Source organism: Dactylosporangium sp. NPDC000521 (genome assembly GCF_042898305.1).
In the GTDB taxonomy this organism is placed as follows: Bacteria; Actinomycetota; Actinomycetes; order Mycobacteriales; family Micromonosporaceae; genus Dactylosporangium.
On the sequence record NZ_JBIAYW010000015.1, the window covers coordinates 14,576 to 31,438 of the forward strand.

At 72.1% G+C, this 16,863-nt stretch carries 9 protein-coding genes and 1 pseudogene; 4 read left to right on the plus strand and 6 right to left on the minus strand.

The features are described from left to right. Window positions 1-143: 143 nt before the first annotated feature. Complete coding sequence (locus ACFY3L_RS37650; protein ID WP_389335536.1) at window positions 144-902, plus strand: SDR family oxidoreductase; 759 nt, start codon at window positions 144-146, stop codon at window positions 900-902. Between the two features lie 158 nt (window positions 903-1,060). Here ACFY3L_RS37650 and ACFY3L_RS37655 read toward each other — a convergent pair whose 3' ends face one another. Then, entirely contained in the window at window positions 1,061-1,615 is a 555-nt protein-coding gene (locus ACFY3L_RS37655) for a helix-turn-helix domain-containing protein (RefSeq protein ID WP_389336009.1), read from the minus strand. A 37-nt stretch (window positions 1,616-1,652) separates the two neighbouring features. Further along, window positions 1,653-3,575 (minus strand): hypothetical protein, encoded by a 1,923-nt coding sequence (locus ACFY3L_RS37660; RefSeq protein WP_389335538.1) that lies wholly within the window; start codon window positions 3,573-3,575, stop codon window positions 1,653-1,655. Between the two features lie 69 nt (window positions 3,576-3,644). On the opposite strand from ACFY3L_RS37660, the gene ACFY3L_RS37665 reads away from it, so the two are divergent. After that, entirely contained in the window at window positions 3,645-3,788 is a 144-nt protein-coding gene (locus ACFY3L_RS37665; protein ID WP_389335541.1) for a hypothetical protein, read from the plus strand. A 51-nt stretch (window positions 3,789-3,839) separates the two neighbouring features. Here ACFY3L_RS37665 and ACFY3L_RS37670 read toward each other — a convergent pair whose 3' ends face one another. The 4 genes and pseudogenes from ACFY3L_RS37670 to ACFY3L_RS37685 form a co-directional block, all read right to left on the minus strand. Further along, window positions 3,840-5,252, minus strand: a complete 1,413-nt coding sequence (locus ACFY3L_RS37670; protein ID WP_389335544.1) for a peptidoglycan DD-metalloendopeptidase family protein — start codon at window positions 5,250-5,252, stop codon at window positions 3,840-3,842. Between the two features lie 631 nt (window positions 5,253-5,883). After that, window positions 5,884-6,264: pseudogene (locus ACFY3L_RS37675) on the minus strand (PHP domain-containing protein); the annotation flags it as partial. Continuing rightward, window positions 6,182-9,211, minus strand: a complete 3,030-nt coding sequence (locus tag ACFY3L_RS37680; RefSeq protein ID WP_389335547.1) for a BTAD domain-containing putative transcriptional regulator — start codon at window positions 9,209-9,211, stop codon at window positions 6,182-6,184. The gene ACFY3L_RS37680 and the pseudogene ACFY3L_RS37675, both read right to left, overlap by 83 nt. Before the next feature lie 181 nt (window positions 9,212-9,392). Next, the gene (locus ACFY3L_RS37685) at window positions 9,393-10,406 is read right to left on the minus strand and encodes a polysaccharide deacetylase family protein (RefSeq protein ID WP_389335549.1); all 1,014 of its coding nucleotides are present in this window, start codon (window positions 10,404-10,406) and stop codon (window positions 9,393-9,395) included. Window positions 10,407-10,791: 385 nt separating this feature from the next. Between ACFY3L_RS37685 and ACFY3L_RS37690 the strand changes: the two genes are divergently transcribed. Both ACFY3L_RS37690 and ACFY3L_RS37695 read left to right on the plus strand, forming a co-directional pair. Beyond that, window positions 10,792-13,800, plus strand: coding sequence for an FtsX-like permease family protein (locus ACFY3L_RS37690; RefSeq protein ID WP_389335552.1), 3,009 nt, complete (start codon window positions 10,792-10,794; stop codon window positions 13,798-13,800). Continuing rightward, window positions 13,797-16,799 carry a hypothetical protein gene (locus tag ACFY3L_RS37695; protein ID WP_389335555.1) on the plus strand — a complete coding sequence of 1,001 codons (3,003 nt, stop codon included), beginning with the start codon at window positions 13,797-13,799 and terminating at the stop codon, window positions 16,797-16,799. The genes ACFY3L_RS37690 and ACFY3L_RS37695 overlap by 4 nt, the downstream gene beginning before the upstream one ends. Window positions 16,800-16,863 lie beyond the last annotated feature (64 nt).

Here is a 16,863-nt window from a genome sequence, read left to right on the forward strand (position 1 = left end):
CACGCCGCGATTTGTGACAGTCCTCGCTTGTGACAGCCGTCGCGCCGGGGCCGTGTCACAGGACCGGCCCCTATCCGGTCTGAGCCGGTGACCGACGTCCCGGACCAGCCGGGACCCGGAGGAGAACCAGGGAAGGCAACATCATGAAGATCGTCGTCATCGGCGGCACCGGGCTGATCGGCTCCAAGCTGGTGGCCAAACTGCGGGAGCACGGCCACGAGGCCGTCCCTGCCTCACCCGACACCGGCGTCAACACGCTGACCGGCGAAGGTCTCGCCGAGGTACTGGAGGGCGCCGACGTCGTGGTCGACGTCTCGAACTCGCCGTCGTTCGCGGACGACGCGGTGATGGACTTCTTCCACACCTCCACCACGAACCTCCTGGACGCCGAGGCGGAGGCGGGGGTGGGGCACCACGTGGCGCTGTCGGTCGTCGGCACCGAGCGGCTCGCCGCCAGCGGCTACTTCCGCGCCAAGATCGCGCAGGAGAAGCTCATCAAGGACTCTGGCCGGCCCTACTCGATCGTGCACGCGACGCAGTTCTTCGAGTTCGTGGGGAGCATCGCCCAGGAGGCCACCCACGGCGACACCGTGCGCCTGTCCGGCGCACGCATCCAGCCCATGGCGGCCGACGACGTGGCCGCCGCCGTCGGCCGCGTCACCGTCGGCGCACCGCTGAACGCCACGATCGAGGTGGCCGGACCCGAACAGTTCGGCCTGGACGAACTCATCCGCAAGGGGCTGGCCTTCCGGGGCGACTCCCGCACCGTCGTGACCGACCCGCAGGCGCGGTACTTCGGGGCCCTGCTTGACAAGGACACCCTGCTGCCCGGCGCCGACGCGCTCCTGGCCGCGACCCGATTCGAGGAGTGGCTGCCGCTGAACCCGCCGCCGGTGAAGTAGGCGAGCGGGCAAGGAGAAAGACAGCGGCCTGACGAGGACGGAATCGCAAGGAACGGAAAGGAATGAACCACGACGAACACCAGATCGCGACCTCCGTCCTCGTCATCGGCACCGGGGACGCGGGGCTGCGGGGTGTGTTGCATTGTGCGTTGCCCTGGTCAGGCAGGCTTGAACGGAAGGTGGCCGGCTCCTCGCTCGTGAGCTCGCCCGGTCGTCAGGGCTCGATGGAGCCGGTCTGGGCGACCAGCGCGGCTGGGATGGCGTCGGCGAAGCGGTGGAGGTCTGGCACGTCTTGTCGGTCGGCGTGCAGTCCGATGTGGAGCGCCGCCTCCGGCCTCCGGACAGCCCCCGGTCGAGGCCGGCCGATCAGCGTATTGCTGTCGGCGCGGGTGAGCCGTCCAGCGCCTGCCGGACCGCGGTGTCGCCGGCCGACCAGGCCCGGTACCCGCAGTCGAGGTTTCGCACGCTGACCAGTATGTTCCGCCGCGCAGTACCTCCAGGACCGCCGAATTACGTCGAACGCGGGGAAGAGACACACCGAGTTTGCGTGACGCCTCGCTGTTGGACAGCCCGTCCGCGCACGCCAGCACGATCCGCGCACGCAACGCCAAGGCCTGTGCTGTCTTCGGACGCCTGGCCAGGCCTCGCAACTCCTCCCGCTCCACAGCCGTCAACTCCAGCGTCGCCAGCTTCGGGCCACGACCATCACCCATGCCAAGCAACCCATCGACGAACCAATGACTCAGCACACTAGATCCTGGCGAGGGCTGCCGTGCACGCGTCGATCCAGGCGTCGTCCAGGATGATCGCTTCGTTGTCGTCCGTCTGCCGGCGCTGCGCCGCGATCGCTCGCTGGAGCAGCGGGATCGCGGCTTTGGCGGCGGGTCCGATCTCCCCCAGGCAGCCCACTGCGATCAGACCCCGCGGACCGCACACGGCGTCACGGATGAGCACGGGGACGACCCGGGCCGCGTCACGGGTCAGGCGCCAGTAGGCGACGGTGGCCCACAGGGCATGCCACTCGTCATCCGCGTCGAACATCGGCGGCAGGAACGGCGCCAACTCGCTGCCCGCCGGCCCGGCCTCGGCGAGCACCTCCAAGGCCTGGCGCGTGTCGAGGCCGGCGCGCAGTGCCACCAGCAGGCCGTCGAGGTCGCCGGTGATCCGCCAGATCGCGCGGGCGGCGTTGACCCGGACAACGGCATCCGGATGTTCCCGCAGCGCGGTCAGCTCGGGCAACGCTTCGCGGGCCGCGGGACCGAGGTCGCCGAAGAGCAGGCTGGTCGCGTGCGGGTGCGACGAGGCCTGACGACGAAGCACCGGCAGCAGCTTGCCGACCGGCGCGGCCACCCGCCCGGCCGCGATGATCAGCTCGCTGCGAATGTCGCCCGGCTCGACGCGCTCGATCGCGTCGACGATCACGTCGCGGGTGGCAACCGCCCAGGGTCCGAGAACGCCGATGGCCTCGAGCAGGCCGCCGACGTGCAGCAGCTCGCCGTCGCCCGGCACGGCGGACAGGCGCCGCGCGATGTGGGCGTCGGCGCGTGGGTCGTGGAGGCGGCTGAGCGCGGTCAACGGCCACATCCTGTGTTCGGCGGTTGCCCACAGCTCGTCGGCAACAGCGGCGGCGGCGCGTCCGGCCCCGTGCAGGTACGACCTGGCCCACTCGCGCACTTCGTCGCACGGATCGGACAGCGCGCGGCCCAGTTCCGGCACCAGCCGGGCGGCCGCCGGGCGCCACGTCTGCATCGGTATGACGGCCGCATGAGCGGCGAATCCGCGGACCACGTCGTCGGGGTGCCGCAACCACGCCGTGAGCAGGTCCACCTGCAGCTTCCAGTGGGCGTCCAGGCGGTTGACCACCCAGATCAGCGTTTCCTCCCGGTACCTTCCCATCGGCACCTCGGGGAATGTCTCGATGGATGCGGCGGCGTCGACCTCGATGAGCTTCACCAGGGCCTCGGCCGGCGCCTCCCGGCCGTCCGCCGGTGACGCGGCCGCAGCGACGACGACGGCCGCGACCAGCCTGGGCAAGGCCTCCGTGTCGCTCAGGCATTCCTCGACCGTTTCACCGACGGTACCGAGCGCGAAGATCGCGGTAGCACGAACGACCTCGTCGTCGTCGGATCTGGCGGCGTGCCACAGGGCCTCGGTCGTGCCGCGGTCGAGGCTCGCCGCGCCTGTCTTGTGCGCGTCACGTCCCGCGAGACCGATGATCCGGGCTGCGGCGGCGCGCGCTTTCGCGTCCGGATGGTCGGCCAGCAGCCGTGTGTAGGTGGGCAGTCCTTCGGCGACGGCCGCGTGGGCGGCGGCGACCCACGATCGCTCGGTCTCCCGTCGCGCCCGCGCCTCGGCCGTGTCCCGCTGCGAGCGTGGGACCCCGTGATGCCCGTGGCGGTCCGCGAAGGTTCCTCCGCCGGCGATCAGCGACAACAGGCGCAGAACGCCTGGGGCGTCGGCGTCGGGCGCATCCACGATCCGCACGAGAAACGGCACGGCGAACGCCGCAGCCTCGTACACGACTTCCTGGAAGTCGACGATGGTGCAGAGGAGCTCGAGCAGGGCGGGGTATTCGCCGGCGGCGAGGCCGCGCAGCAGTTCGGGAACATCGTCCGCCGAGCCATCGCGGTGGGTCAGCGCCGACCAGTCCACCGTGTCGAGATCATCGAGCATGCCCGGCACCCTACTGTCGTGTGATCCCGGCGTCGCTGCTTCGAGTTGTTTGTCGACACGTTGCTCCGAGTGAGGTTCGCCGACGCCCGCGCCGCCCGGCAGGTGCTGGAGTCGATGACCGGCCGGCAGGCGCTCCGGCTGCGCGGCGCCACCGGCATCGACCGGGACGCGTTGGCCACGCTGCTGCCCGAGGACGTGCCGGACACACCGTGACGGTCGCGGTGCCAGGCCGTCGAACGACCGTGGCACCGCGACCGGGTGAGGTCAGACAGCGCTGCCAGGAATGCTCTGCTCGGCCGACCACGGACCGCCGGTGCCGAACCAGTACTTCATGGCGGCGTTGGTACCGCGGCCGAACACGTACAGCACGTTGCCGGCGTACGCGGTGCTCACGGCACCGGTGACGTTGGCGGAGATGGGCTGCGGTGCGGACCACGGACCGCCGGTGCCGAACCAGTACGACAAGGAACCGGTGGTGTTGCGGGCGAAGACGTAGAGCGTGCCGTTGGCCGCGATGGCGCTCAGGCCGCCGCTGACCGCGGCGCCGCTGATGCTCTGCGGGCTCGACCAGGCCCCGCCGCCCACGGCGTACCAGTACTTCACCGTGCCGTCGGTGGCGATGGTGAAGACGTAGAGCACGTTGCTGGAGTACGCGGTGGCGATGGCGCCGGTGGTGTTGGTCGCGGCGATGGTCTGCGGTGCGGACCACGCCCCGCCGTTGGCGTACCAGTACCTGATCGAGCCGTCACTGCCCCGCCCGAAGACGTACAGCGTGCCGTTGGCGGCGATGGCGCTCAGCGCGCCGTTGACCCCTCCGCCACTGATGCTCTGCATGCCCGACCAGGCGCCACCGTTGGCGAACCAGTACTTGACCGAGCCGTCGGTGCCGATCCCGAAGACGTACAGGGTTCCGTTGTACACGGTCGCGACGGGTTCACTGGTCAGGTTGGCGGGGATCGTCTGCGGTGCGGACCATCCGCCGCCGGCGGCGTACCAGTACTTGACCGAGCCGTCACTGCCCCGCGCGAACTCGTGCAGCACCCCGTTGTACGCCACGGCACCGGAGGACTGCGCCGGCGCGCCGCAGTTGTTGCTGGTGCGGGTCACGGAGTAGGTGTAGTCGTCGTGCGTGATGCCGGACGGCACGCCGTTGAAATGCGACTCGATCTTGCTGCCGTCGGCCTGCTGCTCGTAGTGCAGGTGCGGCCCGCTCGAGTCGCCGGTGCTGCCGACCTTGCCCAGCTGCTGGCCGATCGTGACCTGCTGACCGACGCTGACCATCGGCGATTCGAGCATGTGCAGGTAGAGCGTCTGCCAGCCGTTGCCGTGGTCGATCTTCACGTAGTAGCCGCCGCCGTTTCCCCGCTGACCGCCCGGGTTGCCCGGCGTGATGCTGCCCAGGTCGTCGCCGGAGATGCCGGCCTTGACGACGGTGCCGCCGTACGAGGCGAGGATCGGCCGGCCCCACGCGCTGCCGGAGTTCGGGATCAGGTCGATGTCGTAGTCGTCGTGGCCGAGGTAGGTGGACAGCGTCCAGGTCTCGCCGCACGCGACGGGCAGCTGGAAGAAGGGGCGGGGGCCGGCGGCGTGGCTGACACTCGGGGCGACTACGACGGTGAGCGCCGCGAGCATGGCGCCCAGCGCGGATCCGGTGCGCCGCAACCAGGTGACTGTCATGATGACGTCCGTTTCGTTGAGGGGAAAGGGAACCCGTCACGCAGCGGGCTGCATGGGGTGCGCCGAGTCTGGCCACGCCGACTTGCCGCGCACTGGTCCGGCGCTGCCCGTACCGCAGCCGCAGTACGGTTCAAGTACGGTTCGAGTACGGGTAGCGTCCGGCAGCCGTGCGGCGAGGCACGGCGGCGACCATCGACAGGCTTCGTGCCGCGTTGCTCCCGTCGCGACGGGAGCCGACACCGCCGGACCGTTGGGGGAGAAGGGAAACCACGTGGCAGGCGCTGTCCAGTCGATCGTCCCGACTGGTGAGGGTGTCTTCGTCGTCCACGACGTGTCCGCCGTCAGCCCGGACGCACACAAGCCGGCCTGGGACCGTCGCCGGTGTCACCCGGCCGGCGCCACGGCCACGGCGCCGTCGCCGGCGAGAGCCGTCAGAGCAACGGCCAGCCTGTCGGTGGCGGCTGCCCGCACACCGAGGCGGAGCAGCACGATGCGGGACGGTCCGACCAGGCGGACGTGAACCTCTGACCTGCCCGGATGCGACCACAGGGTGTCCCGCAGCGCGTTACCAGCGAGGCGGTGCACCGATCGGCCACGAGGGTCAGTGTCACGCGCGGTGCGGTGTGCGGCCGATCTGCGGCAGGTCGTCGCGGACCCGGCGCTCGATCGGCAGACCGTGGTCCATGAGTTCCAGGAAGTCGTTGTCCTTGCCCAGGACGTCGCGGTACCGGGCGGCGGACTTGAGCGCCTCGTCGAACTGGCCAAGCCGAAGCCGGGTCTGCACCGCGCCGGACGGGCAGCCGGTGGTGGCCATGATGCCCTCGGCGTGCTCGGCGATGAGGTCGAAGTCCATCCGCGGGTACTTGCCGGCCCGGCCTTCCAGTGATGCCCGCGAGGTGAGCCGGATGAGGTTGTGCAGGCCGACGGTGTTACGTGCCCACATCGTCATGTGGGTGCAGGTGCCGCGGGCGGCGACGTCGTCGCTCTTCTGGTCGGGCCGGCCCCACCTCAGGCAGCGAATCGGCCTCCGGGACGCCGATTTCGGCGTAGATCGCCAGCGCTTGTTGCCGGTGTGTCTGTGCGCCGGGATGCCCCAGCGCAGTCAGGCACCGACTGATTCCGCTGTGAGCGTGTGCCTTCGCCACGCGGTATTCAACGGTTGCCGTGATCTCAAGCGACTGACGGTAGTGGGCAAGCGAAACCTCGTAGTCATGGATGTCGCTGTGGATCGCGCCCAGAACGTTGTGTGTCTCGGCCAGATCCACCGGATCGGCGATGTCGTGGAGGATGGCGAGTGCCTCACGCGCGTGTTTCAGCGCCTCATGAGGCTGCCCGGATCTTCGAGTCGCCTCTGCGAGCCGGTGCAGATAGTCAGCTTCAAAGCGCCGGTCCTCACCCTGTCGGGCAAGGTCTACGCTCTGGTGAAGTAGCCGGATCGCGCTGTCGTGCTCGCCCAGTCCGCTGTGGGCGGTGCCCCGTCGGCTCAGAACAGCGCTGGCCTGCCGCAGGTTGGCGAATCCGTCGAGGGGGAGCGCCGCCCGATCCGCGGCGTCGATCGCCTCACGGTGGCGTCCCAGCCTGCTCAGGGCATCCATGATCACCGTCAAGGCTGCTGCTTCACGCCACAGGTCGGCCTGGTCATGGTAGATCTCGAAACCGCGGGTGGCGTATGTGACGGCATCGGTGAACGAGCCGATCAGGTAGCTCAGGTCAGCCTTGTGAATCAGTGATCGCGCGATGCCGTCGCGATCGCCCGAATGAGCGGCATTGGCTGTGCCCTGGTTGAGGTAGTCGAGTGCGAGCCGGTATTGGCCCAGCACCTTGTGCATCATGGAGACGTCCAACAGGCAGGCGGACTTCACTACGGGCGGGGTCTCGGGCCCGCATGCGGCCAGCGCGATCCTGAACACCTCGAGGCTCGCCGAGAGCTGACCGTTCTCGTACAGGAGTGACCCCACATTGCGCGGGAGCTGCCAGCCGCCTTCGCCGGCCCGGTGCTGCGCCGCGAGCCGGGCGACGGCAAGGAGATTGGCGTATTCGGCGTTGACCCACGACCGAATCTCTGAAGTCTTCGTGAGTCGAGGGACGGCAGTTGGCCGATATCGAGGGCTTGCGCCGAGGGTGGGCCGCCCGGGTGCGTCCAGTTCGGTGGCGATCTGAGTGACATGCAGGTAGTAGTCCAGGAGTTGGTCGAGTGCGGCCGATCGTTCCGATGCGGGCTCCTCGGCTTCGACGCTGGCCCGGGCGAAGTCGCGCACCAGGTCATGCAGACGGTACCGGCCGGGGAGGTGCGGTATCAGCAGATGCATGTCGCACAGGGCGTCGAGCAGGTTCTCGGCCTCGTCCACGGTCAGGCCGGCCAGCGCCGCCGCGGCGAAGACGTCGACGTCTGAGCCCGGGTGCACACCGAGCAGGCGGAACATGCGCTGCTCAGCATCGACAAGATGTTGATATGACAGGGAAAAGGCAGCGGTGACGCCCCTGTCTTCCGACTGCAGCAACCTCGTCCTGCGATGGTCATCGGCAAGCCGCTCGACCAGATCAAACACTGTCCATTGTGGACGAGTACGCAAGCGGGCCGCGGCGATGGATATCGCGAGCGGCAAGTGGCCGCAAAGCTTGACCACTTCGACGACTGCGGCTGGTTCGGCCTCGCAGCGGTCCGGCCCGACGACCGCTCGGAACAGGGCAACGGCATCATCCGGGGGCAGAGTGTCCAGCGACAACACTTCCGCACTGTTCAGCCCGGTCAATCGGCGTCTGCTGGTGATCATGACGGCGCAGCTGGCCGAACCCGGCAACAGTGGCCCGACCTGGGCGGAATTCAACGCATTGTCGAGGACGAGCAGGACACGCCTTCCGGCGAGCTCCCCCCGCCACACAGCGGCCCTCTCATCCAGGCTCTTCGGGATTCGAGCGTCGGGAACCCCGACGGCGCGCAGCAGCACATCCAGGGCCTCCTCAGCCGTCAACGGATCACGGCCGGCGGTGTGCCCATGCAGGTCTATGAACAGTTGGCCATCAGCGAAGCGCCCCGCGAACCGGTGTGCCGCGTGCACCGCGATGGCCGTCTTGCCTACCCCCGACATCCCGTCGATAGCCTGGATCACTGTCACGCCACCACTGTCCACAATGGACATCAGCCGGTCCAGTTCGGCGAGGCGGCCGGTAAAATGCCCGATGTCTCGGGGCAGATAGTTGCGCTGGAGCGCCTCAGACCGGTGATGCAGCGCCGGATCAGCAGCGAGGATCCGATGATACTGGCTTTGCAGCTCAGGACCTGGGTCCACGCCCAAGTCCTCCGCAATCGTGTGCCGAATCCGCTGGTAGCACACCAGCGACTCCGCGGCCCTCCCAGCACGGTACAGCGCCAGCATCAGCAGGCCGGCCAGAGGCTCACACAACGGATACCGATCGAGCTCCGCGCTCAGCTCGTCGGCGACGACACCATGCGATCCCAGCTCCAGAGAGATCTCGGCCCAGGCGATGACTGCCGACAAGCGCCTTTCCTCGAGCTGTCCCGCGGCAGTCAACGCGGTCCTGCCCCCGACACCCGCGAGCGCGGGCCCGCGCCAGATCGCCAACCCTGCCCGCAACGTCTCGGCCGCGCGCGTCAGATCATGGCGGGCCCGGGCCGCATGCGCCTCGGCCAGGCATCGTTCAAATCTCCCGGCGTCCACCTGTTCGACCGGGACCCGTAACACGTACCCGGGGCCGACCGCCGCCAGCGCTGCGCCCACAGGTGTACGCCGCAACGCGGACACCGCATTCTGGACCTGCTTACGGGCCGTGACCGGAGGCTCGCCATCCCACACGGCGTCCACGAGTTGGCCCAGCGTGACTACCCGGCCGGCGTTGAGCGCCAGGGTCGCAACAACACGCCGCTGCTTCGTCCCGCCAATCGTGACCTGACCGTCGCCGTGCCGGACCTCGAGCGGGCCCAGGATGCCGAACTCCATGCCGCCTCCCACCCTCGTCACGCTCCTGGCGAGTGTACGAGGAGCAGTCCGACTGCGAGGAGACCGATCGAGGACGAAACGGTGACGGCATCGGTCACCATGGCACGTGCGAGCGAACTCCACGCCACACCCGGCATGACGTTGCGACGCGCACCGAAGCCGCAGTTAACGGGGGCTCAGTTCACCGGCGAGATCCGGCGAACTGGGCAGGTTCTCGGGGCGCGAGGCAGGATGCCGTGCGGAGCGAACTCGACGGGAATCGGGGTCGACGCTCATCTCTCCCGATGGATGCCGGCGAGCGGCTGGACGGCTTGTCCAGCCGCGCCGCCGGTCTGCATGTTGTCGAACGCGGAGTGCAACAGAACCCGGCGGCCTCCTGTCGCAAGGTGTGGGCCACGCTGGTCGGCGGCGGGAGGGCGATCAGGGTGAACCTGCCCGCCAGGTCGGGCAGGATCGTTCGCAGCGCGGCGACCGTCTGTGGCCCCACGCCGTCGTGCAGGAGCACGATCCCGCCGGGACGGGTCTTCGTCAGCACGGTGTTGACGATCGACTGGACCCCCGGGCCGCTCCAGTCCCGCGGGTCGACGGTCCACGAGATCGACGTCATGCCCAGGCCTGCCGCGATGCTCACGATGTCGGGCGACCAGTTGCCGCCGGGGGCGCGGAAGTAGCCGATCACCGCGCCGGGTGCGACCGCCCGGATCGCGTCGTTGGTGCGTTGCATGTCGGATCTGATCTGATCGGGCGTACGGGTGCGCAGCATCTCGTCGTGGCTCCACGAATGGTTGCACAGGGTGTGCCCCTCGGCGACCATCCGCCGGACCATCTCGGCGCGCGCAGCGATCTGCCGGCCGACCATGCAGAAGGTCGCCTTGACGTGGTGCTGGGCCAGCAGGTCCAGCACGGCAGGAGTGTCGTCCCACGGGCCGTCGTCGAAGGTCAGCGCGACCGCGTCCGACCCGGTCTTGCGCACCGTTCCGGCCGGGCCGTCGCCGGTCGCGATGACCGGCGACGACGCGGACGGCGAGGCCATGGGGCTCGGCACGCTCGGTTGGACCGTCGGCTCCTGGTGCTCGGCGACCACCGGTACCGGCGCGGCCGCGGGAGGCGCGGGCGGGCCGCTGTTGCCGCGGCTGCCGCCGAGCGTCAGGGCCAGCATGGTCAACCCGAGTGCGGCGATGCGGCGCAACGGCACGGAGGTACTCCAATTCGGTCCGGCCCTGTCAGGTCTCGATGATGCTACGGAACAGACGGATGCCGGAGCTCTTCGGTTGCCGAGGTTTCCGGTCGGCGCGGCCGGAAACCTCGGCCGTCGTCGCGCGCGGCCGGGGCCAGGAGGACCCCGGTGGTGACGCCGGCGCTTCCGCGCCCGCTACGGCGACGCCCGGCCGAGTGGCGCCGCCTGCACGACCCCCAGAGGCCGAGGTGCCGGCGGCTGATGCTCCGCAACAAGCGGCCCAGCTTTCTCCCGGTCGCAAAAAAAGGCCGTTCGCAGGGCGTCAGTGAGCGACCCCGGCGGGTAAGGTGCCCGGCGAGCGTGATCGACGGCAGGCGATGGGGGGGAACGCATGCTGCTGCTGGTGCTTGCTGCCTTGCGCCGCCGTCCGGCGCAGTGGCTGGCGGTTGCGGCGCTGACCGCGTTGCTCTGCGCGGTCGCCGCCGCCGGGCCGCAGTTCGCCGCCGCCGCGACCGCCCGGGCCGCCGCGGCCGACATCGCCGCAGCGCCCGCGGCGCAGCGCATCCTCACTGTGCACCGGGGCACGCCCGTCGGCCGGGACCCGCAGGGGGCGCTCGCCGAGTTCCGGGCGGACGTCGAGCGGCTCCTGGACAGCAGCACCGCGCCGGTGCTCGGATTGACCCGGCCGCTCACCAGCGTCACCGGCGGGTTCGAGCGGGTCGCGCCGGTGGCGTACCGCGACGGCGTCTGCGAGCACGTACGCGTCAGCGGCGCCTGCCCGGCCGCGGCGGGAGAGGCGATGCTGAGCCGGCGGGCGGCGGACACGCTCGGGCTGCGCGCCGGGGACCAGCTGAAACTGCGGACCCAGTCGGCGACGGAGGTGACGCTGCGGGTCACCGGCACGTACGAGCGGACCGACCCGTCCGGCGCGTACTGGGCCGAGCCGCTGTTCGGGCCCGGGCAGATCACCGCCGGCGAGGAGGCGCTCGACCCGGCGTTCGTGTCGCCGGCGACGTTCGGCGACGAGGGGTTCGACGAGCCGACCGCCGTCTACACCACATCGCTGCCGGCCAGAACAGTGAGCGGCGCCGGGCGGGACGAGCTGCGCGACACGCAGGAGGCACTGGAGAAGGCCGGGTTCACCTTCGTCCCGCCGGACCAGAGCCTCCTCGACGCGGTCGACGCGGACCGGGCGGCGGTGCGCAAGGGCATGCTGGTCGCGTGGGTGCAGGCGCTCGTGCTGTGCTGGCTGGCGCTGGCGGTCGCCGGGCGGCACACCGCGCAGGACCGGCGGCCCGACATCGCCCTGCTGAAGCTGCGCGGCAGCACCCGGCTGCGGATGCTGCGGCTCACCGCCGGTCAACATCTGCTCCCGATGCTGCCGGCGCTGCCGGTCGGGCTGCTGCTCGGGGTGTTCGGGGCACGGGAAGCCGCGGGCGCGGACGTGCCGGCGGCGCAGCTGTGGCCGGCCGCCCAGCTGACCGGGGCGGCGGTGGTCGCGGCGTTCGTGGTCGGGCTGACGGTGCTGGTCCTCGGCGAGGTGGCCACGTTCCGCGCGCCGGTCGCGACCCTGCTGCGGCGGGTGCCGTCGCAACGACGCGGCTGGCAGCGGCGCACCCTCGACGTGGTGGTCCTGGTCGCCGCGGCCGCGGCCCTGTACCAGGCGCACGCCGGCGGGACGACAACCGGCCTGGGGGTGGCGGCCCCCGCGTTGACCGCGCTCGCCGGTGCGGTGCTGGTGGCGCGGCTGCTCGCCGCCGGCAGCGACCGGTTGGGGCGCGGGGCGCTGCGCTTCGGCCAGATCAAACTCGCGCTCACCGCGCTGCGGTTCTCCCGGCAGCCGGGCGCCGACCGGATCCTGGTGCTGATGGCGCTCGCGGTGGCGCTGCTCGGGCTGGCCGCGCAGGGCTTCACCATCGGGCGCACCGCCCGCGCTGACCGGGCGAGCGTCGAGCTCGGCGCCGCGCGGGTGCTCACCGTGCAGGCGGCGAACCACACGGCGCTGCTGGCCGCGGTGCGCCGCGCCGACCCGGGCGGCCGCACGGCGATGGCGGTCGTCGCCGACCTCGGCGCGTCCCCACCGGTGCTCGCGGTCGACTCCGCAAGGCTCGCGGCGGTCGCCGACTGGCGGCCCGAGTACGGTCCGCGCAGCGCGCTGGACCCGGCCGCGGCACGGGCCGAGCCGCTGCCCCTCATCAGCGGCACGGGCCTCACCCTTGACGCCCGCAACGACTCCGCCGAGCCGGTCAGGCTGGTGCTGACGCTCCGGCACGGGGTGACCGGCGCGGACGTGTCCGTGCCGATCGGGCCGGTCCCGCCGGGCGAGCACCAGGCGTCGGCGCCGGTGCGCGGATGCGAGAGCGGCTGCCGGATCGTCGGGCTCGTCCTCGCCGGACCGTCCGATGTGGACAAGAGGCCGGTGAGCGCCCCGGCGAACTCGGCGCTGGTCGTGCGGGAGCTGCGCCAGCAGGGGCCGGACGCCGTCATCCTCAGCGGCGCGAGCCTCGGCGACCAGCGCCGGTGGCGCGGCGCCGACACCGGACCGGCGATGAGCGTCGGGGCCCGGCAGGGCGCGCTGACGCTGCGAATCCCGAAACCCGTGGTGGACAACGCGGCCGTCGGCGACAACCACGCATACGTGGTGGATGTCGTCGCGGCGGTACCGGTGATCCTGGCCGGACCGGCGCCGAAGACGTGGCTGGCCGGAGACCCCGCGTTGCCGCTGTTCGGCGGCTCGTCCGTGCCGGTGCGGGTCGCCGCGACCACGTCGGTGCTGCCGGTGCTGGGCCGGGCGGGCACCGTCATCGACCTCGACGCGGCGGTGCACGCCGCGGCCGACGCGGGCACCGCGGGTGTGCCACAGGTGTGGATCGCCGCCGGTACGCCCCAGGCCACCGTCGACGCGCTCACCGCCGAGCTGGCCGCCGCCGGGGTGAGCGTGCTCGCCGCCGACAGCGTCGAGCGCCGCATCGAACGGCTCGACCAGGACGGCTCGGCCCTCGCCACCCGCTTCCAGCTGCTGGGCGCGCTGTGCGCGCTGCTGCTCGCCGCGGTCGCCGCGACCGTGGCGGTGACCGTCCAGCAGGCGGCGCGGACCCGCGAGTGGCGGGCGCTGCGCGCGCAGGGGCTGCCGATGCGCGCCGCGGTCGGCGTCGAGACCGGCGGACAGGCTGCGCTGGTCGCGTTCGGGGTGCTGGGCGGGCTGGTCGTGGCCGGAGTCGCGGCCCGGGTCACCGACGTCCCGGCGGTGTTCCTCGACGACTGGCGGCTACTACCACCACCGGAGACGTCGCAGTTGTCGGTACTCGGCGGGACCGGGCTCCTGACGCTGACGGTGCTCGGGGCGGCATCGGGCGCGGTGATGCTCGCCTGGATCCGGAACCTGCGCGACAGCGATGGAGGCCGCCGGTGATCTCCCTGGTGCTCGCCATGCTGCGCACCCGCCGTGGCCAGGCCACGACCCTGCTCCTGCTGACCCTCGTCGTCGTCGGCGCGACCGTCGCCGTCCCCGCCTACCTGCGCGCCGTCGACCTCGCCGTGGTCCGCAGCGAGGTCGACGGCGCCGCCCCCGGCGAACGCACCGTCGCCCTCAGCGCCACCGTCGACAACAGCGACACGAGCACGATCGACTTCACCGACGTCACCAGCGCGCTGCTCACCGTGCCCGGCTTCACCCAGGTGTACTCGGCGGAGTTCCCGGCCGCCGGCATCGAGCCCGAGCCGCGCGACGCGTCCCGCCTCACCTACCGGCAGGAGGCCTGCGCCCACCTGACCATGCTCGCCGGGCGCTGCTACCTCGGCTCCGGCGAGATCGTGATCGGCGAGCGCACCGCCGAACGGCTCGAGCTCGGCGTCGGCGACCCGGTCGCCCTCGCGTTCGCCGTCAGCAAGGGCTCCCCGACCGGACCGGTCTACGCGGCGTTCACCGAGCCCACCCCGTTGACCGTCGTCGGGGTGTACCGGCCGGCCGCCCCGCAGAAGGAGTACTGGGGCTCCCACGACTACTTCGCCGTCGACGTCACCGGCCGCACCGGCGAGCCCGTGTTCGCCGGCCAGGCCACCCTCGCCCTGATGCGGCGCACCTCGACCCTCGTCGGCGTCGACGCGACCGCCGCCCCGGCGACGTTCGACGCGGCCCGCCTCGGCCGGCTGCGCGGCCAGCTCGACGAGCTGAAGGACCGCACCGCCGAGCTCAGCCAGGCGTTCAGCGTCACCACCGGCATCCCCGACCTGATCGGCCGGGTGGAGCGCAGCCGGGCGCTGGCCCGCCAGACGGTGCCGGTCGGCGCGGTGCCGTTGCTGCTGCTGGCGTACCTGGTGCTGTACCTCGCCGCCGACTACGGCGTGGAGGGCCGCCGCCCGGAGCTGGCGGTCGTCGCGCTGCACGGCGGGGCGTGGTGGCACCGGTGGCTGCTGGCGCTCGGGGAGAACATCGCCGCGATCCTCGCCGGCGCGGTCGCCGGGTGCGTCGCGGGGCAGCTCGTCGTGGGCGCGATCGCCGCCTGGCGGTTCCCGGGCATCGGGGTGCCGCTGTTCACCGCCGGCGCGCTCGGCTACGCGCCGTTCGCCGCGCTCGGCGCCCTCGTCGTCGCGCTGCTCGCGCAGCGCCGGCACCTGCTCAGCCCGGTCGGTGAGCTGCTGCGCCGGGTCCGGTCCCGGCGCACCGGGCGGCGGCTGCCGGTCGGTGAGGTGCTCGTCGGGGTCCTCGCCGCCACCGCGGTGGTGCAGCTGTTCCTCACCGGCGGCGGGCTGGCCGGCGTCGGGATGCTCGCCCCGGCGCTGTCCATGCTGGCCTTCGCCCTCGTGGGCGCCCGGCTGTTCGCGCCCCTCGCCGGGCTGCTCGGCAAGCGGGCGCTGCGCCGGGGCCGGCTCAGCGTCGCCCTGGCCGCGCTGCAGCTGGCCCGCCGGCCGGGGCCGCAGCGGCTGATGCTGCTGCTGGTCGCGTCGGTGGCGGTGCTCGGGTACGCGGTCGCCTCCGCCGACGTCGCCGCGCAGGACCGCGACCTGGCCGCGCGGATCGGCACCGGCGCGCCGCGGGTCGTGTCGGTCGCGCCGGTCACCCGCGACCACCTGCTGCACGCGGTGCGGGCCGTCGACCCGGACGGCGCCTACGCGATGGCCGCCGCGCAACTGTCCGAGGACGCGTCCGCGCTCGCCGTGGACACCACCCGGCTGGCCACGGTCGTCGACTGGCGCCCCGAGTACGGCGACCTCGACGCGGCCCGGGTCGCGTTGCTGCTGCGCCCGCCGGCCCGCGAGCCGGTCACCGTCCGCGGGCCGGACGTCGCGCTGGACGTCGACGTGTCCGACGTGAAGATGTCGGTTCCGGAAGAGCTCACCGTCGTGCTGTCGTCCCTCACCGGCCGCGGTACCGCCACCGTGCCGTTCAAGTTCGTCAACGACGGCACCTACGCGTTCCGGGAACGCACCCCGCTGTGTGTCGACGGCTGTCGACTGGTCGGGCTGCACCTGCGGGCGCAGAGCACGTCGCCGACCAGCACCCGGTTCGTGCTCACCGTGCGGAAGCTCGGCGGCGCCGACCTCACCGACGTGACCCGGTGGCGGCCTGCCGGCGGCCGGCTCGACGCGGTGCGGGACGGGCTGCGGCTCGCCGTCGACGCGCCCGGCGGGCTGCCCGACGGCGCCTGGATCCAGCCGGTCGACGCGCCGTACCCGCTGCCGGTGCTGACCGCCGGCCCGCCGCCGCGCGACGGCACTCTCGCCGGGATGGACAAGCGGCCGGCCGAGGTGCGGGTCACCGGCCGGGCCGGCGCGCTGCCCAGGCTCGGCACCGCGGGCATGCTGGTCGACCTGGAGTACGCCAACCGTGTCGCCACCGACGCCGGCAGCGCCCACCGCTCGGAGGTGTGGCTCACCGGCGCCGCGCCGCCCGACGTGCTGACCCGGCTCGCCCGGCAGGGGCTGATCGTGACCGGTGACGTGACCGCCGAGCAGACCCGCCGCCGCCTCGCCTCGCAGGGCCCGGCCCTGGCCACCTGGTTCCACCTGCTGGCCGGCGCGCTGGCGGTGCTGCTCGCCGCGGGTGGGCTCGGGCTGATCGCCGCCGTCGACCGCACCGGCCGCGCCGCGGACGAGGCGGCGCTGCGCGCGCAGGGGTTGAGCCGGGCCGCGATGCGGCGGGCGAAGCTGTGGACGTACCCGGCGCTGGTCGTCGTCGCGGGGCTGCTCGGGCTGGGCAGCGCGCTGGCGGTGTGGCGGCTCACCGGGTGGGCGCTGCCCGTCTTCGGTGAGGACCTGCCGGCGCTGCCGCTGCCGCACTGGCCCGACCCGGTCGCGGTGCCGGCGACCTGGCTGGCCTGCGTCGCGCTGCTGCTCGCCGTCGCGTTGCGCGACGGCGCCTCGAACCCGCCCGGCGCATCGCGGCGCCGCAGCCGGATCGGAGCGCCATAGCCACAGATCGCCGTCGCTCGGGGCTTCACCAGGCCGCCCAGGCCCGCGTGCAGACCCTGCGCGA

Coding starts and splice junctions, on each gene's coding strand:
- ACFY3L_RS37660 (WP_389335538.1), bottom strand. CDS start 3,575: ATGCTCGATGATCTCGACACGGTGGACTGGTCGGCGCTGACCCACCGC.
- ACFY3L_RS37650 (WP_389335536.1), top strand. CDS start 144: ATGAAGATCGTCGTCATCGGCGGCACCGGGCTGATCGGCTCCAAGCTG.
- ACFY3L_RS37655 (WP_389336009.1), bottom strand. CDS start 1,615: ATGGGTGATGGTCGTGGCCCGAAGCTGGCGACGCTGGAGTTGACGGCT.
- ACFY3L_RS37670 (WP_389335544.1), bottom strand. CDS start 5,252: ATGACAGTCACCTGGTTGCGGCGCACCGGATCCGCGCTGGGCGCCATG.
- ACFY3L_RS37680 (WP_389335547.1), bottom strand. CDS start 9,211: ATGGAGTTCGGCATCCTGGGCCCGCTCGAGGTCCGGCACGGCGACGGT.